General features: G+C 72.3%; 22 protein-coding genes. 13 read left to right on the forward strand and 9 right to left on the reverse strand.

Features of this window, described 5'->3' with window-relative positions; all coding sequences use genetic code 11:
- The coding region (locus tag LL648_RS32310) for an HNH endonuclease signature motif containing protein (protein ID WP_232666587.1) at positions 1–638 on the forward strand (638 nt) is incomplete at its 5' end.
- On the opposite strand, the gene LL648_RS32315 is transcribed toward LL648_RS32310, so the two are convergent.
- Together LL648_RS32315 and LL648_RS32320 are read right to left on the reverse strand one after the other, a co-directional pair.
- The gene (locus LL648_RS32315; protein ID WP_232666588.1) at positions 610–1,497 is read right to left on the reverse strand and encodes a serine hydrolase; all 888 of its coding nucleotides are present in this window, start codon (positions 1,495–1,497) and stop codon (positions 610–612) included. The genes LL648_RS32310 and LL648_RS32315 overlap by 29 nt on opposite strands.
- Positions 1,494–2,360: a LysR family transcriptional regulator gene (locus tag LL648_RS32320; RefSeq protein ID WP_232666589.1), complete on the reverse strand. Its 867-nt coding sequence runs from the start codon at positions 2,358–2,360 to the stop codon at positions 1,494–1,496. The genes LL648_RS32315 and LL648_RS32320 overlap by 4 nt, the downstream gene beginning before the upstream one ends.
- Positions 2,361–2,454: 94 nt before the next feature.
- Between LL648_RS32320 and LL648_RS32325 the strand changes: the two genes are divergently transcribed.
- On the forward strand, positions 2,455–3,273 hold the full coding sequence (locus LL648_RS32325; protein ID WP_232666590.1) for a penicillin-binding transpeptidase domain-containing protein: 819 nt from the start codon (positions 2,455–2,457) through the stop codon (positions 3,271–3,273).
- Positions 3,274–3,275: 2 nt separating this feature from the next.
- Here LL648_RS32325 and LL648_RS32330 read toward each other — a convergent pair whose 3' ends face one another.
- The 5 genes from LL648_RS32330 to LL648_RS32350 form a co-directional block, all read right to left on the reverse strand.
- The gene (locus LL648_RS32330) at positions 3,276–4,328 is read right to left on the reverse strand and encodes a hypothetical protein (protein ID WP_232666591.1); all 1,053 of its coding nucleotides are present in this window, start codon (positions 4,326–4,328) and stop codon (positions 3,276–3,278) included.
- Positions 4,325–6,520, reverse strand: coding sequence for a xanthine dehydrogenase family protein molybdopterin-binding subunit (locus LL648_RS32335; protein ID WP_232666592.1), 2,196 nt, complete (start codon positions 6,518–6,520; stop codon positions 4,325–4,327). Before LL648_RS32335 ends, LL648_RS32330 begins: the two co-directional genes overlap by 4 nt.
- Positions 6,517–7,521: an FAD binding domain-containing protein gene (locus LL648_RS32340; RefSeq protein WP_232666593.1), complete on the reverse strand. Its 1,005-nt coding sequence runs from the start codon at positions 7,519–7,521 to the stop codon at positions 6,517–6,519. The genes LL648_RS32335 and LL648_RS32340 overlap by 4 nt, the downstream gene beginning before the upstream one ends.
- Positions 7,521–8,048 (reverse strand): (2Fe-2S)-binding protein, encoded by a 528-nt coding sequence (locus LL648_RS32345; RefSeq protein WP_232666594.1) that lies wholly within the window; start codon positions 8,046–8,048, stop codon positions 7,521–7,523. Before LL648_RS32345 ends, LL648_RS32340 begins: the two co-directional genes overlap by 1 nt.
- A 93-nt stretch (positions 8,049–8,141) precedes the next feature.
- Entirely contained in the window at positions 8,142–9,332 is a 1,191-nt protein-coding gene (locus tag LL648_RS32350; RefSeq protein ID WP_232666595.1) for a cytochrome P450, read from the reverse strand.
- A gap of 65 nt (positions 9,333–9,397) precedes the next feature.
- Between LL648_RS32350 and LL648_RS32355 the strand changes: the two genes are divergently transcribed.
- Genes LL648_RS32355 through lexA form a run of 5 tightly spaced genes read left to right on the forward strand, consistent with a single transcriptional unit; the run spans position 9,398 to position 12,611 of the window.
- Complete coding sequence (locus tag LL648_RS32355; protein ID WP_232666596.1) at positions 9,398–9,988, forward strand: acyl-CoA-like ligand-binding transcription factor; 591 nt, start codon at positions 9,398–9,400, stop codon at positions 9,986–9,988.
- Positions 9,989–10,024: 36 nt separating this feature from the next.
- Positions 10,025–11,008 (forward strand): AraC family transcriptional regulator, encoded by a 984-nt coding sequence (locus tag LL648_RS32360; protein WP_232666597.1) that lies wholly within the window; start codon positions 10,025–10,027, stop codon positions 11,006–11,008.
- Between the two features lie 35 nt (positions 11,009–11,043).
- Positions 11,044–11,439 carry a helix-turn-helix domain-containing protein gene (locus LL648_RS32365; RefSeq protein WP_308190423.1) on the forward strand — a complete coding sequence of 132 codons (396 nt, stop codon included), beginning with the start codon at positions 11,044–11,046 and terminating at the stop codon, positions 11,437–11,439.
- Positions 11,436–11,903, forward strand: a complete 468-nt coding sequence (locus LL648_RS32370; protein ID WP_232666599.1) for a phosphatase domain-containing protein — start codon at positions 11,436–11,438, stop codon at positions 11,901–11,903. Before LL648_RS32365 ends, LL648_RS32370 begins: the two co-directional genes overlap by 4 nt.
- 45 nt (positions 11,904–11,948) lie before the next feature.
- On the forward strand, positions 11,949–12,611 hold the full coding sequence (lexA, locus tag LL648_RS32375; protein ID WP_232666600.1) for a transcriptional repressor LexA: 663 nt from the start codon (positions 11,949–11,951) through the stop codon (positions 12,609–12,611).
- On the opposite strand, the gene LL648_RS32380 is transcribed toward lexA, so the two are convergent.
- Positions 12,583–13,581, reverse strand: coding sequence for a LysR family transcriptional regulator (locus LL648_RS32380; RefSeq protein ID WP_232666601.1), 999 nt, complete (start codon positions 13,579–13,581; stop codon positions 12,583–12,585). The two genes, lexA and LL648_RS32380, sit on opposite strands and share 29 nt — an antisense overlap.
- Positions 13,582–13,732: 151 nt before the next feature.
- Here LL648_RS32380 and LL648_RS32385 point away from each other — a divergent pair, with 151 nt between their 5' ends.
- From LL648_RS32385 to serA, 3 genes are read left to right on the forward strand one after another with little or no spacing between them, the layout of a single operon-like run.
- Positions 13,733–16,576, forward strand: a complete 2,844-nt coding sequence (locus tag LL648_RS32385; RefSeq protein WP_232666602.1) for an AfsR/SARP family transcriptional regulator — start codon at positions 13,733–13,735, stop codon at positions 16,574–16,576.
- Positions 16,577–16,630: 54 nt separating this feature from the next.
- Positions 16,631–18,055, forward strand: coding sequence for a DUF2252 domain-containing protein (locus LL648_RS32390; protein ID WP_232666603.1), 1,425 nt, complete (start codon positions 16,631–16,633; stop codon positions 18,053–18,055).
- A gap of 10 nt (positions 18,056–18,065) precedes the next feature.
- Positions 18,066–19,265, forward strand: coding sequence for a phosphoglycerate dehydrogenase (gene serA / locus LL648_RS32395; protein ID WP_232666604.1), 1,200 nt, complete (start codon positions 18,066–18,068; stop codon positions 19,263–19,265).
- A gap of 26 nt (positions 19,266–19,291) precedes the next feature.
- Here serA and LL648_RS32400 read toward each other — a convergent pair whose 3' ends face one another.
- The gene (locus LL648_RS32400; protein ID WP_232666605.1) at positions 19,292–20,452 is read right to left on the reverse strand and encodes an ROK family transcriptional regulator; all 1,161 of its coding nucleotides are present in this window, start codon (positions 20,450–20,452) and stop codon (positions 19,292–19,294) included.
- Positions 20,453–20,620: 168 nt separating this feature from the next.
- Here LL648_RS32400 and LL648_RS32405 point away from each other — a divergent pair, with 168 nt between their 5' ends.
- Genes LL648_RS32405 through LL648_RS32415 form a run of 3 tightly spaced genes read left to right on the forward strand, consistent with a single transcriptional unit; the run spans position 20,621 to position 23,799 of the window.
- Complete coding sequence (locus tag LL648_RS32405; protein ID WP_232666606.1) at positions 20,621–21,943, forward strand: extracellular solute-binding protein; 1,323 nt, start codon at positions 20,621–20,623, stop codon at positions 21,941–21,943.
- A gap of 3 nt (positions 21,944–21,946) precedes the next feature.
- Positions 21,947–22,960 (forward strand): carbohydrate ABC transporter permease, encoded by a 1,014-nt coding sequence (locus LL648_RS32410; protein WP_232666607.1) that lies wholly within the window; start codon positions 21,947–21,949, stop codon positions 22,958–22,960.
- Entirely contained in the window at positions 22,957–23,799 is an 843-nt protein-coding gene (locus tag LL648_RS32415) for a carbohydrate ABC transporter permease (protein WP_232666608.1), read from the forward strand. The genes LL648_RS32410 and LL648_RS32415 overlap by 4 nt, the downstream gene beginning before the upstream one ends.

Consider the following 23,799-nt stretch of genomic DNA (forward strand, 5'->3'; position numbering starts at 1 on the left):
ACGCTGTCCTGTTCGCCACCATCGCCACCCTCATCGACGCGAAGTCCAAACCGGCCGGGGCGGATGATCAGCGCAGCAGCAAGCAGCGCCAGGCCGAAGCGTTGGCCGATGTCTGCGGATACGTCCTCGACCACGGTGATGTGCCGCAGTCCGGTGGGCACCGGCCGCACCTCAACGTGCACATCCCGCCTACCGAGCTGGAAACCCGAGTGCGGACCGCGATTCTCGACTTCGGCGGTGCTATCGCCACTAAGGACTTGCGGCAGCTTGCCTGCAACGCCGCCGTCATCCCGATCGTCATGAACAGCGAGAGTCAACCGTTGGACATCGGCCGCTCGACGCGGGTGATTCCTGACGGAATGCGACGAGCCGTCGCTGCCCGTGACCGAGGATGCGCACGGTGTGGGCGCCCGGCGAGCTGGTGCGACATCCACCACATCATCGAATGGCAGAACGGCGGACCAACCGAAATCAACAACCTCGTCATGCTATGCCGAATGCACCACCGCGAAATACATGCCACCGAATGGGTCGTCCGAATAGTGGAGGGGATGCCGGAGTTCGTCCCGCCCCGTTACGTCGATCCGGATCAAGTCCCGCGACGAAGACTCACAGCCGTCCGGAGCGCAGCGGCGTGACGGCCAGCCGGGCGGCGGTGCCGATCACGGCGTCGGCGCGGGGGAGCACCGGGTCGGCGCGGGCGGCGCGCGTGAACACCGCGACGGCGACGGGTCGCTCGCCCGCGAACGACACGACGCCGACCTCGTTGCGGATCGCGCCGATGGTGCCGGTCTTGCCCGCGACGGTCGCCTCCCGGTACGGGAAGCCGGCGCGCAGCCTGTGCGGCCAGACCTGCGCGCCCAGCAGCTCGCGGGCGAACGCGCACCCCGCCGGCGACGCGACGGTGTCCTGCCAGACGCCGGCGAGCAGCGCCGTCATGTCCCGCGCGGTGGTGGCGCTGGTCAGCGCGGGGTCGTACGCGGCGACGTCGGGCACGGCGTCGTCGCGGGCCAGCGCCGCGAACGCAGCGCGGACGTCGGGGGCGCCGACCTGGCCGCGCAGGTCGCGCAGGATGTCCTCGGTGCCGCCGACGACCCGGGTGCCGGTGAGGCCCAGCTCGGCGAGCAGGGCGTTCACCCGCTCCAGCCCCACGCGGCGCAGCAGGACGTCCGCCGCGGCGTTGTCGGAGACGGTGATCGTGAGCGCGGCGAGGTCGCGCCAGGAGAGCGTGACCGGATCGCGCAGCACCGAGAGGCCAGTCGGGCCGGGGGTGCGGCCCGCGACGGGCAACTCGACCGGCTCGGTCGGGTCGATCCCGCCCTCGTCGACGAGCCGGACGAACGCGACCAGCAGCGGCAGCTTGTAGACCGAGGCCATGACGACGGGCTCGTCGGCGTCGACGTCGACCTCACGGGACCCGCCGATCGCGACAGCATGCAACCAGCCGCGGACACCCGCCTCGGCGAACGCCGCACGCACTTCCTCGGCCGGGCTCACGACGCAGCCCCCGCCGGCAACTCCAACGCTGCGTACAGGGCGGCGACGAGCCGAGGGTCCGCCGGATCGCGCCACGCCACCCGCAACCGCAACGGCGGCGCGCCGGTGATGTCGAGCCGGACGACCCGCGGAGCGGCGAGCGTGGGATCGGCGGTGAAAGCCGCCGCACGACCAGCGGCGACGAGCGTCAACGCCGCGCGGTCGTCGGCAGCCTGGACCACCCGCACGGGCAGGCCGGCCGCCTCGCACGTGTCGACCACCAGATCGTGCGCGGCCGGGGCGTGCTCCCGCGGCGGCAGCGCCACGTCGAGCCCCATGAGCATGCGCAGGGTCGGCCGGGCGACCGCCGCGGCGGGGTGCGCCGCCGGGACGAGCACGGCCGTCGCCACCGTCGCGACCGGGCCCGCACCCAGCGCGGCGAGCACCGCGGGATGCCGCACCACGGCGACGTCGAGCCGGCCGTCGGCGAGCGCGTCGACGAGCCGTGTGGTCGGCGCCGTGGTGACCTCGACCGGGCCGCCCACATCGCCGGCCGCAACCGCCAAAGCTGCCGTCGTCGCCGCGCTGACCAGCGGCTCGACTCCCAGACGCAGGCCGGTGCCGGCATGCCCGCGCGCGGCGTCGCGCAATGCGGCGGCGTCGGCGAGCAGGCCGCGGGCGCGCGGGAGCAGGTCGGCGCCCGCCGGCGTGAGCCGCACGCCGCGCGAGTTGCGCAGCAGCAGCACGACGTCCAGCTCGTGTTCCAGCCTCTTGATGCCCTGGCTCAACGGCGGCTGCGCGATCCCGAGCCGTCCCGCCGCCCGGCCGAAGTGGCCCTCCTCGGCGACGGCGACGAAGAAATCCAGATGGCGCAGCAGGTCCACCGGCACCGTCCTCCCAGCAACGTTTCGCTTCAGGATATCGACGATTGCGATCATGATATTCGCGGTATCGATGCTGGTCTGATGTCCTGCCCGCGTGATTCCCACTTCCCGTTTCCGGCTCGCGGTCGCCGCGGCGCTCGTTGCGCTCGCGCTCACCGGCTGCGCCGCTCCCGCACCCGCCCCGTCGGTGCGCGACGACCTGCAGCAGGTCTTCGCCCGCGCCGGCGTCACCGGCACGTTCGTCCTGCGCGAACCCGACGGCGCGCTCACCCTCGTCGACGCCGCCCGCGCGGCCGCGCAGACGATCCCGTCGTCGACGTTCAAGCTTCCGCACACCGTGATCGCGCTGGAGACCGGCGCCGTGACCGGCGTCGACGAGGTCCTGCCCTACGGCGGCCAGGACCAGCCGTTCGACGCGTGGGAACGCGACATGAGCCTGCGTGAGGCGCTGCCGGCGTCGAACATCGCGATCTACCAGGAGGTCGCGCGGCGGGTCGGGGCCGAGCGGGAAAGCGAGTGGCTCGCCCGGCTCGGCTACGGCAACCAGCAGGTCGGGGACGTCCTGGAGCGGTTCTGGCTCGACGGGCCGCTGATGATCTCGCCGATCGAGCAGGCGGCGTGGGTGGCCCGCCTCGCCGCCCGCGAGCTGCCCGCGTCACGCGCGGCGCAGGACGCCACGGCCGAGCTGGCCCGGCTCGAATCGACGCCGGCCGGGACGCTCTACGGCAAGACCGGCTGGCGGTTCGACGCGTCGCCCGGCACGGGCTGGTGGGTCGGCTGGGTCGAGCGTCCCGACGGGCGGATCACCACGTTCGCGCTGTTCATGGACACCAACAACTCCGCGGAGGCCGCCAAGCGGGTGCCGATCGGTCGCGAGCTGCTCGCCGAGCTCGACGTGCTCCCCGCGGACTGACTTCAAGCAACGGGGCTCCGCCGCAACGGCCAGCGCCGCCACACCGCCACGTGCAGGACGACGCCGAGCGCGACGCCGTTCAGCGCGGCGTGCGCGATCCAGTCGACCGGCTCTGCGACGCCGAACACCAGCCCGCCGGCGATGGCGGCGAGCAGGCCGTAGAGCGCTGCGGACAGCACCCCGACGACCAGCACGGTGCCGGCCCGCGACGGCGGCCAGTGGTCGAACAGCATCGCCACCAGCAGCGCGGCGGCGATGATGCAGCCGGTGGCGGCGCTGATCACCGCCGGAGACCACCCCGCCGCCCGCAGCGCCAGCGTCATGAGCGTCGCCGGGACGAGCACGGCCGCGTTGCCCGCGGCCACCCGCACCCAGGTCCGGCGGATCTGGGCGAACGGCCAGCCGCGCAGCGCGACGAACAGCACCGCCTGCCACGCCCCGACGACGATCAACCACGCGCCCAGCTCCGGCGCCGGCACCAGCCCGGCGGCGACGAGCTGGTAGCAGAGCACGGCCGCGACCCAGGAGACCGCGAGCGCCGCGACGCCCGCCGCGATCCGGGGCAGCCTGCGCAGCGAGCCGCCTTCGGAGACCAGCGTGAGCTGCAGCATCGCGACGAACGCCGCGCCGGCGACCGGCATCGTCGCCGGGAACGTCGAATCCGGCACGAGCAGCCCGTCGAGCGATCCGACGACAACCTGCGCGACCACCGTGAACACCACGCCCGCCACCACCGCGACCGCGGTGTCGGTGAGCGCCGACCAACCGGGCCGCAGCGAGCTGCCCGGCCAGTCCTCCCACCAGAAGGCGATCACGCCGACCACCGGCAGCGCGCAGGTCGCGATCGGCCCGAGCAGCCGCAGCGACGCCTCCGCGCCGCCGGCACCGAACGCCACCAGTACGAACACCACCGCGACGACCCCGAGCCCGGCGAGGCCCAGCCACGGCTGGCCGGCGAGCCGGCGCTGCTCGTCGCTGTGCTGCGCCGCGGTGCGCAGGTGCGGCGGAGTGGTCAGTGCCGGCCGGGCAGGTCGGGCAGGGGCCGGCGCGCTCACCCGAGCAGGTCGTCGAGCCGGATGGGCAGGTGTCGGAACCGCTTCCCGGTCGCGTGGAAGATCGCGTTCCCGATGGCGCCCGCGACACCGACCATCGACACCTCGCCGAGGCCCTTGACCCCGATGTCGTTGAGCAGCGGGTCGGGCACATCGATGAAGTCGACGTCGATGTCGCCGATGTCGGCGTTCACCGGGATCGTGTACTCGGCGAGGTCGGCGTTGAGGAACCCGCCGTAGCGCGGGTCGACCTCGCTGGCCTCGCGCAGCGCCGCGCCGATGCCCCAGACCACGCCGCCGCGCAGCTGCGACGCCGCCGTGACGGGGCTCGCGACGCGCCCGCAATCGGCGACGCTCACCACCCGCGGCACCCGGATCCGGCCGATCACCGGCTCGATCCGGACCTCGACGAAGTGCGCGACGAAGCTGAACGCGGTGAACCCGGGGTAGACCGGTCCGCCCGCCGCCGGCAGGCCCCTGCGCAACCGGTCCAGGACGATCTCCGGCGGCTGGCCGGGCGCGGTGTAGGTCGCCTCGACCTCGACGTTCGCCTGCCCGGTCGCCGCGACCGCCGCGGCCACGTCGGCCGGCCCGTCGGCGGCCAGCCCGAGCGCCTTGCGCAGTTCGCCGAGCGCGGCGCCGACGGCGGGCAGCGCGCCCGCGGTGCCCCACGACCCCGCGGTGAGGTGCTGCGGGACGCTGCGCGTGTCGCCGACCACGACGGAGATGTCCGCGGCGGGCACCCCGAGGTCGAGTGCGACGGTGCGGGCGACCGCCGTGCGGATGCCCTGGCCCATCTCGTGCCCACCGACCTCGACGCGCAGCCCGCCGTCGCTGCTGGCGGTGATCCGCGCGACCGCGGGCACGGCGGCGCCCTTGTAGGCGCCGAGCGCAACTCCCCAGCCGATGCGGGTGCCGTCGGCGGCCCGCATCGAGCCGGGCTCATGGGTGCGCCGCTCCCACCCGAACCGCTCCGCGCCCCGGCGCAGGCACTCCGTGACGTGCCGCGACGAGAACGGCTGCCCGGTGATCGGGTCGGCGGTGGAGTCGTTGGCCAGCCGCATCGCGACGGGGTCGAGACCCAGCTGGTGGGCGAGGTCGTCCACCGTCGACTCGAACGCGAACGCCGCCGGGTGCTCGTAGGGGGCGCGCATGTAGCCGGGGGTCTGCACGTCGGTGCGGACGAGCCGCTGGTGGCCGCGGAAGTTGGGAATGCCGTACAGGCGGGCGGTGATCTCGGTGTACGAGCCGGGGTAGAGGTCGTGCCGCGAGGTCTGCTGGTCGACCTCGTGCACTGCGGCGCGCATGGTGCCGTCCCGGTCGGCGCCGATGACGACCCGGTGCCGGCTGGCCGGGCGGAAGCTGGCGTTGTGGAACACCTGCATCCGGGTGGAGACGAGCTTCACCGGCCGGCCCGTGCGGCGCGCGGCGATGGCGGCGAGCGCGGTGCCGGGTTGCAGCGAGTTCTTCTGCCCGAACCCGCCACCGACGTACGGCGAGATCACCTGGATCCGTTCGGCGTCGATGCCGAGCTGGGCGGCCAGCCCGTGGCGGATGGCGCCGGAGTTCTGCGAGCCCTCGTGGACGACGAGGTCGTCCCCCTCCCATTCCGCGACGCAGCCGATCAGCTCCATCGGGTTCTGGTGCTGCACGGGGAGGTCGTAGGTGCCTTCGACGCGCACGTCGCAGTCGGCGAGGGTGCCCTCGGCGTCGCCGGCGACGAGGTCGGCGAACATCGGCGGCAGCGTCGCGGCCTGCTCGACGACCTCGACGCCCTCGGCGTCGAGGTCGAGGCTCACCTGTTCGGTCTCGTACGTGGCGGTGACCAGCGCGGCGGCCTCGGTGGCCGCCACCGGGGTGTCCGCGACGACGATCGCGATGGGTTGGCCGCGGTAGGCGATCCGGTCGTCCATCAGCGGTTGGAGGCTCTGGAAGCCGTACCCGCCGCCCAGCAGGAAACCTGCGGAGGCCAGCTCGCCCTCGCCGGCGCGGGTGAGGACGAGGCGGACGCCCGGCACGGCCTCGGCGGCCGCGGTGTCGGTGCTGGTCACGCGGCCCTTCGCGATGGTGGCGACGGCGAGGGCGGCGTGCAGCAGGCCGGGCGGGACGCGGTCTGTGCCGTAGCGAACGGCGCCGGTGACCTTGTCGCGGGCGTCGACGCGTTCGGTGCGGAGGGTGGGAGGAATGGCGGTCACTGCGTCGCTCGCTCTCCTGCGATCCGCAGCGCGTCGACGACGGTGCGGATGCCCAGCTCGATCTTGTAGCCGTTGGACGTGCCGACAACGGCGTCGGCGAAGACGATCTCGCCCGCCCGACGGCTGGCGTCCGGGCTGAGCGGTTGCCCGACGAGGCTGCGTTCGGCCTCGGCCGCGCGCCACGGGACGGTGGCGACGCCGCCGAGCGCGAGCCGGGCGTCTGTGACGGTCCCGTCGGCGTCGAGCGCGACGGCGGCCGCGGCGGAGGTCAGCGCGAATGCGTAGGACTCGCGGTCGCGGATCTTGTGGTAGGTCGATCCGCGGCCGGTGCCGGTCGTGGGCACCCTGATCCGCAGGATCAGCTCGCCCGGGGCGAGGGTGTGCTCGCGTTCGGGGTGCTCGCCGGGTTCGACGTGCAGCTGGGCGAGCGGGACGGTGCGTTCGCCGGCCGGGCCGAGCACGTCGACGACGGCGTCGAACGCGATGAGCGCGATGGCCCAGTCGCCGGGGTAGGTGGCGATGCAGGCGTCGCTGATGCCGAGAACGGCGTGGCCGCGGTCCAGCCCTTCGCGGGCCGCGCAGCCGCTGCCGGGTTCGCGCTTGTTGCAAGCGAACGGCCGGCCGCCGCGGAAGTAGGCGCAGCGGGTGCGCTGCAGGAGGTTGCCGCCGACGGTCGCCATCGTGCGCAGCTGCTGCGATGCCGCCTTGGCGAGCGATTCGGCCAGCGCGGGGTAGTCGCGCAGGAGCACCGGGTCCTCCGCGACGTCGGCCATGCGGGCGCCGCCGCCGAACACGAGCTCGGCGGGTCCGCTGGTGTCGATCGTGGCCAGGCCGGCGATGCGGTGCACGTCGACGACCGCCGCGGGGGCCTCGACACCGAGCTTCATGAGGTCGTACAGGGTGGTGCCGCCGGCGAGGAACCGGGCGCCCGGCCCGGCAGCGGCGAGCGCGGCGACGGCCTCGGTGACGGTGCCCGGCTCGGTGTAGGTGAACGCGCGCATCAGCCGCTCACCTCCTCGGCAGTGCCCTGCGCGCTGCAGCCGCGGACGGCCGCGATGATGCCCTCGTAGGCGCCGCAGCGGCACAGGTTGCCGCTGAGGTACTCGCGGGCGCGGTCGTCGGTGTCGGCGTGGCCCTCCGCGATGCAGGCGAGCCCGGACATGATCTGGCCGGGCGTGCAGTAGCCGCACTGCAGCGCGTCGTTGTCGATGAACGCCTGCTGCAGCGGGTGCAGCTCGCGGTCGGGCCCGGCGACGCCCTCGATGGTCGTGACGGTGGTGCCGCGGACCTGCACGGCGGGGGTCAGGCAGGACACGACCCGGCGCCCGTCGATGTGGACGGTGCACGCGCCGCACTGGCCGTGGTCGCAGCCCTTCTTGGTGCCGGTCATGCCGAGGCGTTCGCGCAGGACGTCGAGCAGCGACTCGCGCGGGTCGAGGTCGAGCTCGACGAGCCGGTCGTTGACCTGGAACGCCGCGGGAACGGATCCTGCGACGGTGGTGGGAACGGCTTGGTTCGGGACTGCCATGGGAAGCACGCTATGGACGTCTGCGCACGTCCCGCATTCGTCAGGTTGCCATCGACATTCGCAGGATTGCGATCACGGTCCGCGTTCTGGCGATCACTGATCCCAGGTGACCGGCAGCTCCTCGACGCCGAGGACGGCAGACTGGAGCCGGAGCCGCACCTGCGCGGTCGGCACCGCGGGTTGCAGGCCGGGCAGCCGGTCGAGCAGCGCGCGGTAGGCGATCCGCAGCTCCATCCTGGCCAGCGCGTGGCCGAGGCACATGTGCAGGCCGTGGCCGAACGCGAGGTGGCGTTGTGCTCCTGGGCGGTCGAGCCGCAACTCGGCGGGGTCGGGGAACAGCGTGGGGTCGCGGTCGGCGGCCGGCAGCGAGACGGTGACCGTCTCCCCGGCCTCGATCAGCTGCCCGGCCAGCTCGACGTCGGCCAGCGCGGCCCGGAACGGCGCGCCGGCGTGCAGGATCGTCAGGTAGCGCAGCAGCTCCTCGACGGCGTTGTCGACCAGGCCGGGCTTCGCACGCAGGGTAGTGAGCTGCTCGGGGTGCTCGAACAGCGCGAGCATCCCGAGCCCGATCATGTTCGCGGTGGTCTCGTGCCCCGCGACGAGCAGGATCAACGCGATGTTCGTGAGCTCCTCGTCGTCGAGGTCACCGGCAGCGATCAAGCCGCCCAGCAGGTCGTCCTGCTGCCTGCCCCGGCGTCGGCTCTCCACGAGTTGCGCGAGGTAGCCGTACAGCGCGCCCATCGCCGCTGCCGCGTCGGCCGGTGGGGTGTCGAACCGTGCTGCCGCGCTCGTCTGCGTCTGGAAGAACGGGTGGTCCTCGTACGGGACGCCGAGCAGCTCGCAGATCACCAGCGACGGGACCGGGAACGCGAACGCGGAGACCAGGTCGACCGGCGGGCCGGCCGCGACGAGCGCGTCGATGTGGTCGTCGACGATCTCGGTGATCCGCGGGCGCAGCCGTTCGGTCCGCCGGACGGTGAACTCACCCGCGAGCAGGCGGCGGTACCGGGCGTGCTGCGCGCCGTCCATGTTGACGAACCAGCCCGGTCGGGCGCCCAGCGGCGTGTCGCCGACCCGGTTGGCCCGCACCGGCGCGTGACGCAGCTCCTGCCGCGACGAGAACCGGGCGTCGGACAGGACGATCTTCGCCGCTGCGTGGTCGGTGACGAGCCAGCCGAGGTGGCCGTCCGGGTAGGTCATCCGCGCGACGGGTGGGAGTCGCATCAGCTCGGCCGGCGGGTCGAACCGGGTGGTGCGCTCGATGGGGAGTTCCGAAAGAGTCATGATTATGAGAGTAGACTCCGATTTGCTAGTCCGCCATCAGTTTCGCGGTGCGTCAGACTCTGCACATGACCGAGCGGCCGGCACCGGGACTGCGCGAGCGCAAGAAGGCGCGCACCAGGAAGCTGATCCAGAGCGAGGCGCTGCGCCTCTTCCGTGAACAGGGCTTCGCCGCGACGACGATGGAGCAGGTCGCGGCCGCGGCCGAGGTCGCGACGAGCACGGTCTTCCGGTACTTCCCGACCAAGGAGGACCTGGTCCTGATGGACCATCTCCCGGCGTTCGTCGACGCGCTCACCTCGGCGCCGGCGGAGCTCGGGCCGGTGCAGGCGGTCCGGCTGGCGTTGCGGGCGACGGTCGCCGGGCAGGATCCGGCCGAGCGGGCCGAGGGGCTCGAACGCGAGCGGATGATGCTGACGGTGCCCGAGCTGTGGGCGTCGAGCCTCGACAACGTCACCGGGGTGGTCGCCACGATGCGGGGCATCCTCGCTGCGCGGGCGGGGCGAGAACCCGACGATCCCGACGTCCGCAACATCACCGGCGCCGTGCTCGGGGTGCTGCTGGCCGTCTGGTTCGACGCGGTGCGCCGTCCCGAGGTCGACCTGGCCACCGAGGCCGACCGGGCGCTGTCGCAGCTGGAAGGGCTTCGTCTCGAGTAGGCGCGGTACCCACCCTGGCGCGGCGGAGGAGGTTCGATGGTCGGTGCGACGCTGCTGTTCGCCAGCAACGACATGGAGGAGGTGCGGACCTTCCTCGGGCAGCGGGTCGAACCCGACTCGCTGAAGTTCGACGCCAAGGGTGCCGGTGGCTACCGGCTGTCCCTGATCGGCGGCAGCCCGGCGCGGCGGGTCGACGAGGGCCTCTCGCTCTTCCGGATCGACGTCGAGCCGGAGATCCGCACCGAGGTGGTGAGCCTCCCCGACGCCTACACCGTCAGCATCGGGCTGTCCGGTCGGCAGGAGACCGCCCTGGACAACCTGGTCGTCCCGACCGCGCACTGCGTCGCGTCGCCGGGGCAGGAGCTGCGCGCCACGCTCGACGGCGCCTCGAAGTGGATGCTCCGGCTGGGACGGGCGACGGTCGAGCGGGCGATGCAGGCCAGGCTGGGCGACCGCGCGGGCGGTGAGGTGCGGTTCGAGCCGACGTTGCGGGCCGACGACCGCGCGGTTGGCGACTGGATGCGGATGCTCGGCGGGTACGCCGAGTTCTCGCGATCCGACCTGCTCAGTCGCTCGCCGCTGGCTGCCGGTCTCGCCGAGCAGATGCTGGTGCACGGCCTGCTCGACGCTCAGGGGCACTCGTTCTCGGCGGCGCTCGCCGAGGACCGCGGCCCGGCCGACGGGCCCGCGCTGCGTGCGGCGCTCGCCTTCTGCGACGCGCAGGCCCCGAACCCGATCACGGTCGCGGACATCGCCGCCGCGGCCCGCCTCGGCGTCCGGTCGCTGCAGCGGGTGTTCCAGGACGAGCTGGGTTTGACGCCGATGGAGTACCTGCGGCGCGTGCGCATGGAGCGGGCGCGCGCCGAGCTGCTGCGCATCCGTGCGGGCGACACGGCGGGGACGGTCACCGAGGTTGCGCTCGCGTGGGGGTTCGTGCACCTCGGCCGGTTCAGCAGCGCCTATCGGGCTCGGTACGGCGAGGCGCCGTCAGAGACCATTCGCGGCGCAAGAAAGCACTGACACGCCTCTATCTGTATGTTTGATAGGGTCGTTTGGTGACAGATTGGTACTCCGTCGACCAGGTGGCCGACCAGTTGGGCCTGAACGTCCGCACGGTGCGGACGTACGTGCGCGAGGGGCGGCTCGACGCCGTCCGGATCGGCAAGCAGTACCGGATCGCGCGCGCCGACCTCGAGGCGTTGACCGGCCGCCCCGCCGAGCCCGAGCGGCCACCGCACGTCGAGGTGACGAGCATCCTCGACCTCGAGGGCATCGATGCCGCCACCGCCGAGCGGGTCACGGCGCTGGTCACCGGGCTGCCGGCGAAGGGGCCGCGGGTCGAGGTCGTGCACGATCCGGCGCGGGAGCGGCTGAAGGTGCTTGTCATCGGCGATCTCGTGGCGACCGCCGAGCTGCTGCGGTTCGTCGGCTCGATGGTGGGTGTCGCATGAACGAGCCGCTGACCGGCGCTGTCGCGCTTCCCGACGGCACGCTCGTGCGCGGCCGAGGCCGGCGCGAGCCGTTCCCGACCGGTCCGCTCCCGGAGTTCGGGCTCTACCTCGGACACCCGCCCGGCCGTGAGGGCTTGCTGCGCCGCAGCGCATCCTGGACGCCCGACTGGCCGGCCACCTGGCTCGACTGGCCCGACTTCCGCACCCCGCGCGACGACGCCACCGCGGCTGCCGCGATCGTCGACGCCTACCAGCGCGCCCGCCGCGGCGAGCGGGTCGAGGTCGCCTGCACCGGCGGCACCGGCCGCACCGGCACCGTCGTCGCGTGCATGGCGGTGCTGGCCGGGCACCCCGCAGCCGACGCGCTCGCGTGGACCCGCGCCCACTACCGCAAGCGGGCCGTCGAGACGCCGGGACAGAAACGCTGGATCGGCTGGTTCGCGGAACACATCGCCCCGAAATGACTGCTGCTGTGATCAGCAAAGGGCGGCTGGCTCTACCATCCGCGGGTGCACGTCGCCGATGACCTCGACCTCTTCGACCAGCTCGACACCTCCGCGCTGCCCGAGCGCCAGCAGCGGATCCTGCTCGCGATCAGGGACTGGGTGGTCCGGCACGGGTACCCGCCGAGCACGCGCGAGATCGGCGACACCGTCGGGCTGCGGTCGGCGTCGTCGGTCTCGAAGCACCTGGCGAGCCTGGAGGAGAAGGGCTTCCTGCGGCGCGGGACGACCATGTCGCGCCCGATCGACGTGCGGATCTTCCTGCAGGAGCCGCAGGCCAGGGCGGCCTCCGACGACTCCGTGCCCGTCCCGGTGGTCGGCGACATCGCCGCCGGCACGCCGATCCTGGCCGAGGAGTACGCCGACGAGGTGCTGACGCTGCCCCGTGAGCTGGCCGGGCGCGGCACCGTCTTCGCGTTGCGCGTCCGCGGCGATTCCATGATCGACGCCGCGATCTGCGACGGCGACACCGTGGTCGTGCGCCAGCAGAGCGAGGCGCACTCCGGTCAGATCGTCGCCGCGATGATCGACGGCGAGGCGACGGTCAAGGTGTTCCGCCGTCGCGGCGGCCACGTCCTGCTGGAGCCGCGCAACCCCGCCTACGACGTGATCGACGGCGACGAGGCCGTTGTGCTCGGCGTCATCGTCTCGGTGCTGCGCAGCGTCTGAGCCGGCGGACGTCGGAGCCGGCCGGAACGTCCAGTGGCGCAGCCGTGCCCAGCGAGACGGCCAGCTCGACGAACGTCCGGAGCGCGTCGCTCCCGGCTGCGGCGCGCCAGACCGGCACGACGGCGGCGGGCACCATGTCGACCACGGGGACGGCGACCAGGCCCGGACAGGGCACCCGGTCCAGCACCGACAGCACCGTGAGGTGCAGGCCGTGCCCGGCGAGCACGAGCGGGTAGACGTCGCCGATGCCGACGTCCGGTCGGCCGATCATGGTCGCCAGGTCCTCGCCGGTGTAGGTCAGCGGTCGGCGGGTCGAGCTCAGGTGCGGCGCCCACAGCTCGCGCAGCGCGGGGGCGGACCGCAGGCCGGGGTCGAGCAGCGGGTGGTTGCACAGGTCGTCCAGCACGAGTGCGGTGCGCCCGCTCAGTGGATGATCGGCCGGTACGAGCACGGCTCTGCGGTCGGTTGCCAGCGCAGGCCCGACGACCCGGCCCGGCGTGCGGGGGTAGCCGGTGGGGCACCACATCAGCGCGACGTCCGTCGAGTCGTCGAGCACGAGCGAGTCGAACGGTTCGGCCGTCCGCATCCCGACCGAGGCGAAGGTGACGGTGTCGGCGGGCCGGCTCGACGTGTAGGCGCTCGCGAGCCGCGCGACCAGGTCGAGCCCGATGCACGGCGTGTAGCCGACGCGCAGGCGCCGGCCGGCCCGGCGGGCGAGGTCCTTGCTGGTCCGCAGCGTGGTCTCGACCTCGTCCAGGATGCGGACGGCGCCCGTGCGGAAGTGCTGCCCCAGCGCCGTGAGCCGCACCGCCCGGCTGGATCGCTCGAACAGCGCCCCGCCGATCTCCCGCTCCAGCTCCTTGATCAGCTGGCTGACCCGGCCCTGGGTGACCCGCAGTCGCTCGGCGGTCCGCCCGAAGTGCAGCTCGTCGGCAAGTACGAGGAAAACCTCGACCTCCCGAACGTCCACGTCCCACCCTCCGTCGGCAAGCCCGAAATCGGCTTCCGACCAGCCTGTACGATCTTCGTTGCAGGATCTTTGAAGCCGTGCCGCGCGCGGGTGGGGATCCTTGAAGGAACCTGGAACGCGCTGGTCGGTGCCGTGCGGGGGTTGAGACGCGATGACGGTCCGATTCGGTCTGCTCGGCCCGGTCGTGGCGCACCGCGACGGGCGGGAGATCGATCTGGGTTCGCCGCGCCAGCGGTGCGTCCTCGCGGTCCTGCTCGTCGACGCCGGCCGGGTGGTGCCGCTCGACCAGCTCGTCGACCGGGTCTGGGGCGAGCACCAGCCGCTGCGCGCGGTCGGCACGCTGCACACCTACCTCTCGCGCCTGCGCGTCGCGCTGGCCGGGGACGACTGCCGCATCACGCGTCGACACGGCGGCTACGCGCTGGACGTCGCTCCTGACGCCGTCGACGTGAGCAGGTTCCGCGACCTCGTCGCGGCGGCTCGCGGACAAGCCGACGAACGGGCGGCCGCGTTGCTGGGCGAGGCGCTCGCCCTGTGGCGCGGCGAACCCTTCACCAGTCTCGACAGCCCGTGGCTGGCCGGCGCCCGCGACGTGCTCGCCGCCGAGCTCTGCGCAGCGCACCTCGATCACAACGACGCCCGGCTCCGGCTCGGGCACCACACCGAGCTGCTGCCGGAGCTGTCCCGACTGGCCGAGCTGCATCCGCTGGAGGAGCGGCTCGCCGCCCAGCTGATGCTCGCGCAGTACCGCAGCGGGCAGCAGGCCGGCGCGCTCGCGACCTTCACGCGGCTGCGGGGTCGGCTCGCGGACGAGCTGGGCATCGACCCGGGGGCTGCGTTGCAGGAGCTGCACCAGCAGGTGCTGGCGGCCGCTCCCGCGCTCGATCGCGGCTCGTCGGAGCCGTTCACAACCGGCGGGTCCGGCGGGTCGGGTGGGTCGGGTGCCGTGCCGCGCCAGCTCCCGGCGCCACCGCCGTTCTTCGTCGGCCGGACCCGCGAGCTCGCCGAGCTGGGACGCGTCGCCGACCAGCGGGAAACCGGGTCGATCAGCATCGCGGCGATCACCGGGACCGGCGGGATGGGCAAGACCTGGTTGGCGATCCGCTGGGCGCACGACAACCTGCACCGGTTTCCCGACGGGCAGCTCTACGTCAACCTGCGCGGGTTCGACCCGGCCGGCCGTCCGGTGGCGCCCGAGTCGGCGGTGCGCGGGTTCCTCGTCGCGTTGGGCGTCGAGCCCGCGGCGATCCCGGTCGACGTCGACGCGCAGACCGCGCTGTACCGCAGCCTGCTGGCCGGGCGGCGGATGCTGCTCGTGCTCGACAACGCTGCCGAGACCGCGCAGGTCACGCCCCTGCTACCGGGCAGCGCGAGCTGCACGGTGCTGGTCACCAGCCGCCACCGGCTGACCGGGCTGATCATGGCGAGCGGGGCGCAGCCCCTCGTGCTCGACGTGCTGGGCACCGGCGAGGCGCGCGACCTGCTCACGACCCGGCTCGGCGCGCAGCGCGTCGAGGCGCACCAGGAGTCGGTGGCCGCGTTGCTGCGGCAGTGCTCAGGGCTCCCGCTCGCGCTGGGCATCATCGCCGCCCGGGCCGCGGCGAACCCCGACCTCGCGCTATCCGCGCTGGCCGACGAGCTGCGCAGCGCAGCTGTCGGAATGGCCGCCGGAATGGACGCAGCCAGGGACGCGCTCGACGTGTTCGACGCCGGTGAGGCGACGGCCGACCTGCGGGCGGTGTTCTCCTGGTCGTACGACCGGCTCGGCGCCGACGAGGCCCGGATGTTCCGCAGCCTCGGCTCGCACCCCGGCACCGACGTCTCGCCGGCTGCCGCGGCGAGCCTCGCGGGGGTGCCGCTCGACGTGGCCAGGGCGTTGTTGCGCAACCTCGCCGCGGTGCACCTGCTCACCCAGTACGGGCCGCAGCGGTTCGGGTTCCACGACCTCGTCCGCGCCTACGCGACGCACCGCTCGTCGGTGTCGGACACCGCGACCGAACGGACCGCGGCCGTGCACCGCGTGCTCGACCACTACCTGCAGACGTCGTTCCGCGCCGCGCTGCTCTTCTTCCCGCAGCGCACCCGGATCGAACTGCCGCCGTCGGTCGCGGGCGTGATACCGACCAGGCTGGGCGACCTCCAGGACGCGTTGGCGTGGTTCGACGCCGAGCACGCCGCGATCGTCGTGGTGGCGGCTCGGGCCGCCGAGCACGGCTTCGACGTCCATGCATGGCAGCTGGCCTGGACGCTCGCGGACTACCTCGACCGCACCGGCCGCTGGGACGAGCAGGTCGTCGTGCAGCGGACCGCGCTGGACTCCGCTCAGCGACTGGGGGACCTGCGCGGGCAGGTGAACGCCCACCGCGGCATGGCGAGGGCCAGCGCGCGGACGCTCGCCTACGACCAGGCGTATGCGCATCTCGCTGCGACGTTGGATCTGTTGAAGCAGCTGGGGGACCTCGCAGGGCAATCGCACACGCACCTCAACTTCACCGAGAGCATGCTCCGCGACGGCCGGGCGGCGGAGGCGCTCGACCACGCCGAGCAGGCGCTCGAGCTGGGCGAGCGCGCCGGCAACCGGATGGAACAGGCGACCGCGCGCAGCGCGATCGGCTGGTGCCACGCGGTGCTCGGCGACTACGAACCGGCGCTGGTCGAGTGCGGCCGGGCCGTGGAGATGCACGGCGAGCTGGGTTCGCGGCTCAACGAGGCCGACACCTGGGACAGCATCGGCTACGTGCGCCAGCACCTCGGCGACCACGGCGAGGCCGTCAGCTGCTACGAGCGTGCGCTCGTCGTCTACCGGGAGTTCGACGACCGCACCAAGCAAGGGGAGACGCTCACCCACCTCGGCGACGCGCACCACGCCGCCGGCAACACCGCCGAGGCGCGCTGCGCGTGGGAGGCGGCGCTGGCGATGCTGGAGCGGTTCGACACGCGGCAGGCCGAAGGACTGCGCACCCGGCTGCGGGCGGGCTCGGGACCCGGCCGCTGACACCCGGCCGCTGACCCGGGGCTGCTGACACGGGGCGCGCGTACGATCCCGCGCATGAGCGGCCCGACCCGGTCATCGTCCGGTCACGTCGTGCTCGCCGACGCCGACGGTGCCGCGTACTCCTCGTTGCGGCGGCGCCCGGTGCCTCGCGCGGAGCGCTACGCGCTGGGGCGTGGGCTGCGGCACAAGGTGCCGCGCAAGTCGCTGGGGGAGTGGCAGGCGCCTGTGGGGCGACCCGACCCGGTGCAGCAGATCATGGAGTCGCACGAGGGCAGGGTGGGGCGGCTCGTGCCCATCCGGGTCGGCCGGATGGTCGCCTCGCCGTACGGGTTCCTGCGCGGCACCGCCGTGGTGATGGCCGAGGATGTCGCCCACCTGCCGGCCACCGGCATCACGCCCGTCGTCTGCGGCGACGCGCACCTGGGCAACTTCGGCTTCTACGCCTCACCCGAGCGCGACCTGGTGATCGACCTGAACGACTTCGACGAGGCGCACCCCGGCGGCTGGGAATGGGACTTGCGACGGCTGGTCGCCAGCATCTGGGTGGCCGGGCGGCACAACGGCGCCGACGAGGAGCAGTGCGCCGCCGCGGTCATGTCGTGCGTCGCGGCCTACCGCGAGGAGGTGCGGCTGCTCGCCGACCAGCCGCTGATGTTCCGCTCCTACCAGCGCATCGACGTCGACCGGTTGCAGGAGGAGAGCAGCAAGCCGCTGCAGCACGAGGTGGCACGGGCGGCGCGGCGGGCCCGCCACCGCACCAGCGACCGCGCGCTGCCGCGGTTCACCGAGCAGGTCGAGGAGCGCCGGCGGATCGTCGAGGAGCCGCCGCTCATCACGCGGCTGCCCGACCACGAGGCCGAGCTCGTCGCGGCCGCGCTCGACGACTACCTGCAGACGCTCTCGTCGCACTGGCGCCGGGTGCTGGGCGGCTACACGCTCGTCGACGTCGCGCACAAGGTGGTCGGCGTGGGCAGCGTCGGCCTGCGCGCGTACGTCGCGCTGCTGGAGGGCTCGACGCCGGACGACGTGGTGTTCCTGCAGCTCAAGCAGGCGCGCCGGTCGGTGCTGGCCCGCTACGTGCACGGCGAGTCGGCGTGGCACGACCACCAGGGCCAGCGGGTGGTGGAGTACCAGCAGGCGCTGCAGACCGTCAGCGACCCGCTGCTGGGCTGGACCACGGTGGACGATCGCCAGTACTACGTGCGCCAGTTCCGGAACATGAAGGGCACCATCGCGCTCGACGGCATCGACGCCGCCGCGCTCGTCGACTACGCGGGGGTCGTGGGGCACCTGCTGGCCAAGGGGCACGCCCGGACCAGCGGCGCGTCGATGATCGCCGGGTACCTCGGCTCGTCGCCGAAGGTGGAGGAGGCGTTGAGCCGTTTCGCCCGCGCCTACGCCGACCAGACGGAGGCCGACCACGCCGCCCTTCAGCGTGCAGTCGACCGCGGGTTGCTGCCCGTCGAACGTGGAGTGTGAGGATGGAGCCGTGAAGGCACTACTGCTGGAGAACATCCACCCGGTCGCCGCCGACGCGCTGCGCAGCGCCGGCTTCGAGGTCGACGTGCGTTCGAAGTCGTTGACCGAGCAGGAGCTCGTCGAGCAGCTGCCCGGCGTCACGCTGCTCGGGATCCGGTCGAACACGACGATCACCCCGAGAGTGCTCGACGCCGGCAAGGACCTGCTCGCCGTGGGGTGCTTCTGCATCGGGACGAACCAGGTCGAGCTCGTCGAGGCGGCGAACCGCGGGATCGCGGTCTTCAACGCGCCCTTCTCCAACACCCGCAGCGTCGTCGAGCTGGTGCTGGGCGAGATCATCGCGCTGGCCCGGCGGCTCACCGAGAAGACGCAGCGGATGCACGAAGGCATCTGGGACAAGTCGGCGAAGGGCAGCCACGAGGTCCGCCGCCGCACGCTGGGCATCGTCGGCTACGGCAACATCGGCACCCAGCTGTCCAACGTCGCGGAGGCCGTCGGGTTGCGGGTGATCTTCTTCGACACGGCTGATCGGCTGGCGCACGGCAACGCCAGACGGGTCGGATCGCTGAACGACCTGCTGGCCCAGTCGGACGTGGTGAGCCTGCACGTCGACGGCCGGCCGGGCAACGCCGGCCTCTTCGGCCCCGAGCAGTTCGCCGCGATGAAGCCGCGCTCGATCTTCATCAACGCCTCGCGGGGGATGGTCGTCGACGAGGCCGCTCTGAGGGAGCACATCCTCTCGGGGCACCTCGCCGGCGCCGCGATCGACGTGTTCCCCGCCGAGCCGAAGGCGCAGGGCGACGAGTTCAACTCCCCGCTGCGCGGCCTCGACAACGTGATCCTCACCCCGCACGTCGGCGGCTCGACCCAGGAGGCGCAGGAGGAGATCGGGCACTTCGTCTCCACCAAGTTCCTCAGCTTCGTCTCGGGCGGCAGCACCGCCCTGTCGGTGAACCTGCCCGAGGTCGCGCCGCAGCAGCCGCCCGGCCGGTTCCGGATGGGCTACCTGCACACGAACGCGCCCGGGGTGCTGGCCGGCATCAACCTCCTGCTCGCCGAGGCGAAGGCCAACGTGGTCGGCCAGGCGCTCTCGACGAGGGGCGAGCAGGGATACGTCCTGATCGACACCGACGTCGTGCTGCCCGAGGCCACCCTCGCCGCCCTGCGCCAGTCGCCGCACACCATTTGGCTGCGGTCCTGGCAGCTCTGAGCCCGGCAGGCTCTCGTCGACCGGGCTCAGACGGTGTCGGAGAAGACCTCGTCGCGGGCCCGGTCGAGCGCGGCGACGAGCGCGCCGCGCAGGACGGGGTTGCCGGCCATGCTGGTCGCCACCACGTGTGGGGCGTTCGGGCACATGCCGGCCGCGGCGGTCTCGACCATGCCCGCGAGGTGCGCGCCGCCCGCACCGCCGACGTCGCCGCTGAGGACGACGAGTCCGGGGTCGATCACGACCGAGACGGCGGCCACGCCGAGGGCGAGCCGGTGCGCGACCTCGTGCAGGTAGGTGTCGTGCCCGCCCGCGACGGCGGCGCGGATCTGGTCGGCGACGGTGTCGCCGGGCACGTCGTGCTCCGCGGCCAGCTTCGCCATCGCCTCCGGGCCGACCAGCCGCTGGTAGGAGCCGGACTGCGGGTGCCCGACGTCGGTCGGGAGCGGCTCGCCGGGCACCGGTAGCCAGCCGATCTCGCCGGCGCCGCCCAGGGCGCCGCGGTGCAGCCGGCCGCCGAGCATGACGCCGAGACCCTGCCCGACGCTCGTCCAGAGCACCACGAAGTCGTCGTGCCCGACGGCCGCGCCGTAGCGGTGCTCCGCCAGTGCGACGAGGTTGACGTCGTTCTCGATGGTGACCGAGCCGCCCAGCCGCTCCCGCAGGCTGGCCAGCACGCCGACGTGCCACGCCGCAAGGTCGTAGGAGAAGCGCATGTCGCCGGTGCGAGGGTCGACCATGCCGCGGGTGCCGATCACGAGCGTCCGCAGCCGGGACATCTCGATCTGTGCCGCGGCGCATGCCGCGTGCACGGCGTCGTGCACGGCGCCGATCGGGTCGTCGCCGTCGAGCGGGCCCGCGACGTCCTCGACGACGACCGTGCCGGTGATGTCGGCGATGCCGACGGTGACCCGCTCCGGCAGCACTTCGAGCCCTGCGACGTAGGCGGAGGACGGCACGACGTCGTACAGCGCGGCGTTCGGCCCGCGGCTGCCGCCGCGCTCACCGATCACCTCGACCAGCCCACGCTCTTCGAGGCGCGTGAACAGCTGGGCGGCGGTCACCCGCGAGAGCCCGGTGCGATCGCCCAGCTCAGCACGGGTCATCGGCCCGTCGGCGAGCAGGAGTTCGAGCGCCGCGCGGTCGTTGAGCCTGCGCAGCAGCCGCGGGGTGCCGGGGGGTCGGCTCACGGATCCTGCCTCCTCTCGTCACGAAAGCCTAACGGCCCATTTCTTTAAAGAAAGTTTGTTGTTAGTTTAGCGCCGCCGAGCCGCCCGGTGTGTACCCCTGGCCGGCACAGCTGAGCACGAACCGCTGAGCACGCACCGACCCCGCGTCGTTCCGGGAGGGGAGCACGAATGAGGATCTGGAAGCTGGCGGCCGCGGCCGCGGCGCTGACACTGAGCTTGGCTGCGTGTGGTTCGGGCGGAGGTGCGGCTCCGCCACCGCCGGCGGGCGGCGGTACCGGCCCCACGTCGTTCGCGGGCCAGACGATCACGGTGTGGCGCCTCGGCGACCCGGCCGCGGTCAACGAGAAGTACATGACCGACCTGAACGCGAAGTTCAAGGAACAGACCGGCGCCGACGTCAAGGTCGAATGGATCGCCTGGCCGGACGCGCAGGCCAAGTGGACGGCCGCGATCACCGCGGGCTCCGGCCCGGACGTCACCGAGATCGGCAACGACCAGGTCGCCGCGTGGGTCGGCCAGGGCGCGCTCGCCGACATCACCGACATGGTCGGGTCGGCCCCCGAGCTCAAGCAGATCCCCGAGAACCTCTGGGGCTACGAGACGATCGAGAACAAGGTCTACGCGGTGCCGTGGGGTGGCGGCACGCGTGCGGTGCTCTACCGCAAGGACTGGTTCCAGGAGCTCAACATCCAGGTCCCCAAGACCTGGGACGAGCTGGTCACCGCTGCCAAGACGATCATCGCGGCGAAGGGCAGCGATGTCGACGGCTTCGCGTTCAACGGCGGCGCCGACTCGAACATGTCGCTCTCGCCGTTCGTGTGGGGTGCCGGCGGCGACTTCGCCGTCAACAACGGTGGCAAGTGGACCGGCAAGCTCACCGAGCCGGGCTTCAAGGAGGGCTTCCAGTTCTACACCGACCTGGTCGCCAAGCACGGCGTCTCGCGCAGGTCGGCGCTGACGCAGAACGCCGAGGAGATCAGCACCCGCTTCCAGAACAACCTGGTCGGGATGTACGTGACCGGCGCGTGGGACCTCGACGGCATCAAGGAACGCAGCAACGGCAAGATCGGCGACGCGCAGATCGGCTTCTTCTCGATCCCGAACAAGGACGGCAACGGCGTTGCGCCCGCGTTCCAGGGCGGCAACGACATCGCCGTGTGGGGTGACTCGCAGAAGAAGGAGGTCGCGCAGGCCTACGTGCAGCTGGCCGCGGGCAAGGAGTTCGGCACCCGCTACGCCAAGGACAACGGGCTGCTGCCGAACTACCCGGACGCGCTCGCCGCCTACGCCAGCGACCCGGTGAACGCGGCCTTCGCGCAGACGTTCTCCGTGGCCAAGGGCTTCCCGGCCGACCCGCAGTGGGCCGAGGCGAACGAGACGAAGGCGGTGCTGCAGAACGCCGAGCGTGCGGTGATCGAGGGCAAGAAGACCGTCGACCAGGCGCTCGCCGACGCGAACGCCGAGCTCGAGACGATCCTGAACAGCCAGTAGCACATGGCACAGAAGACGACGGTTGTCCGGGCCGGCGCCCCGAGGCCCGGCCCGGACGACATCCCACCACCCGCGCGGCGGGCCGGGCGAGGGCTTTCCCCCAAGGCCATCCCGTACGCGCTGATCGTCCCCGGCCTGCTGGTCATCGCGGTGCTGACCTTCTACCCGCTGTACCAGGTCGTCACGATGGCCTTCCAGAAGGTCGGGCTGGCGCAGGTGCGGCCGGTGAACCCGCAGCCCGCGGAGTTCGTCGGCTGGGACAACTTCCAGCAGATCTTCGAGAACCCGCTGTTCTGGTCGACGCTGCGCAACACCGTGGTGTTCGCGGCGGCGGCGGTGGCGTTGACGCTCGTGCTCGGCACGCTGGTCGGCATCCTGCTGAACCAGCTCGGCAAGGTGATGTCGACGCTCGTCGTGATCGGGCTGATGCTGGCGTGGGGCATGCCGCGCACCGCAGTGGCCGCGGTGTGGAAGTGGATGTTCGACCCCGACGCCGGCGTCGTGAACGCGACGTTGAACGCGTTGCCCGACTGGCTCACCGGCACACTGCTCGGCCGCGCGGACTGGACGGGCTACCCCTGGTTCAACGACGTGCTGCCGATCTACATCGTGCTCACCGCGATGGTCGTGTGGCAGTCGGTGCCGTTCATCGCGGTGTCGGTGCTCGCCGGGCTCAAGAGCGTGCCGGGCGACCTGCACGAGGCGGCCCGGCTCGACGGCGCGGGCGCGTGGTCGATCTTCTGGCGGATCACGTTCCCGCTGCTGCGGCCGATCTTCACGGTGCTGCTGGTGCTCTCGGTGATCTGGGACTTCAAGGTCTTCGACCAGCTCTACATCCTGATCCGGACGCTCAACCGGGACGCGGCGAACCTGTCGATCTACGCCTACGCCGAGGCGTTCAGCGCTCCGCCGCGCATGGGCACCGGTGCGGCGATCGCCATCGTGCTCACCGTGATCCTGCTGGTCATCACGGTGTTCTACGTCCGCCAGATCGTGAAGCAGGAGGAGCTCCGGTGAGGCAGCGGCCGATCGCCAAGGTGGGGTTCAACGCGCTCGGGCTCGTCGTGTTCGCGCTCTCGGTCTTCCCCGTTTACTGGATGGTGACGACGGGGTTCAAGCCGAGCGAGGAGATCTTCACGACCGACTTCATCCCGTTCCCGATCAACCCGACGTTCGAGCACCTCGACCGGGTGTTCAACCAGGGTGTTGCCGGCAACTCGATCTGGGTCTACATGGGCAACAGCCTGATCGTGGCCCTCGGCGCCGTCGTCTTCAGCGGGTTCTTCGCGCTGCTCGGCGCGACGGCGATCGCGCGGTACCGCTTCCGGGGCCGGTCGGCCTACCTGATCCTGCTGCTGGTGATCCAGATGATCCCCGGCGAAGCCATGATCATCCCGCTCTACGTGATGCTGATCCGGCTGGGGCTGACCGACCAGCTCTTCGGACTGATCCTCGTGAACGCCGGGTCCGCGCTCCCGTTCGGGATCTGGATGCTGCGGACGTTCGTCGCGGCCGTCCCGGTGGAGCTGGAGGAAGCGGCGTGGCTCGACGGCGCCAGCCGGTGGACGGCCTACTGGCGGGTGGTCTTCCCGCTCGTGGCCCCCGGCCTGGTCGCGACCAGCATCTTCTCGTTCATCACCGCGTGGAACGAGTTCGTCTTCGCGCTGACGCTGATCCGCACGCAGAGCAACTACACGATGCCGGTGGCGCTGAACTTCTTCATCAGCCAACGCGGCGCCGACGTCGGCGCGATCATGTCGGCCGCAACCCTGATGACCATCCCGGTGGTCGTGTTCTTCCTCATCGTCCAACGCAGGCTCGTCGCCGGGCTGACGGCCGGCGCGGTAAGGGGATAG

The organism is Pseudonocardia sp. TRM90224 (assembly GCF_021245725.1).
GTDB lineage: Bacteria > Actinomycetota > Actinomycetes > Mycobacteriales > Pseudonocardiaceae > Pseudonocardia.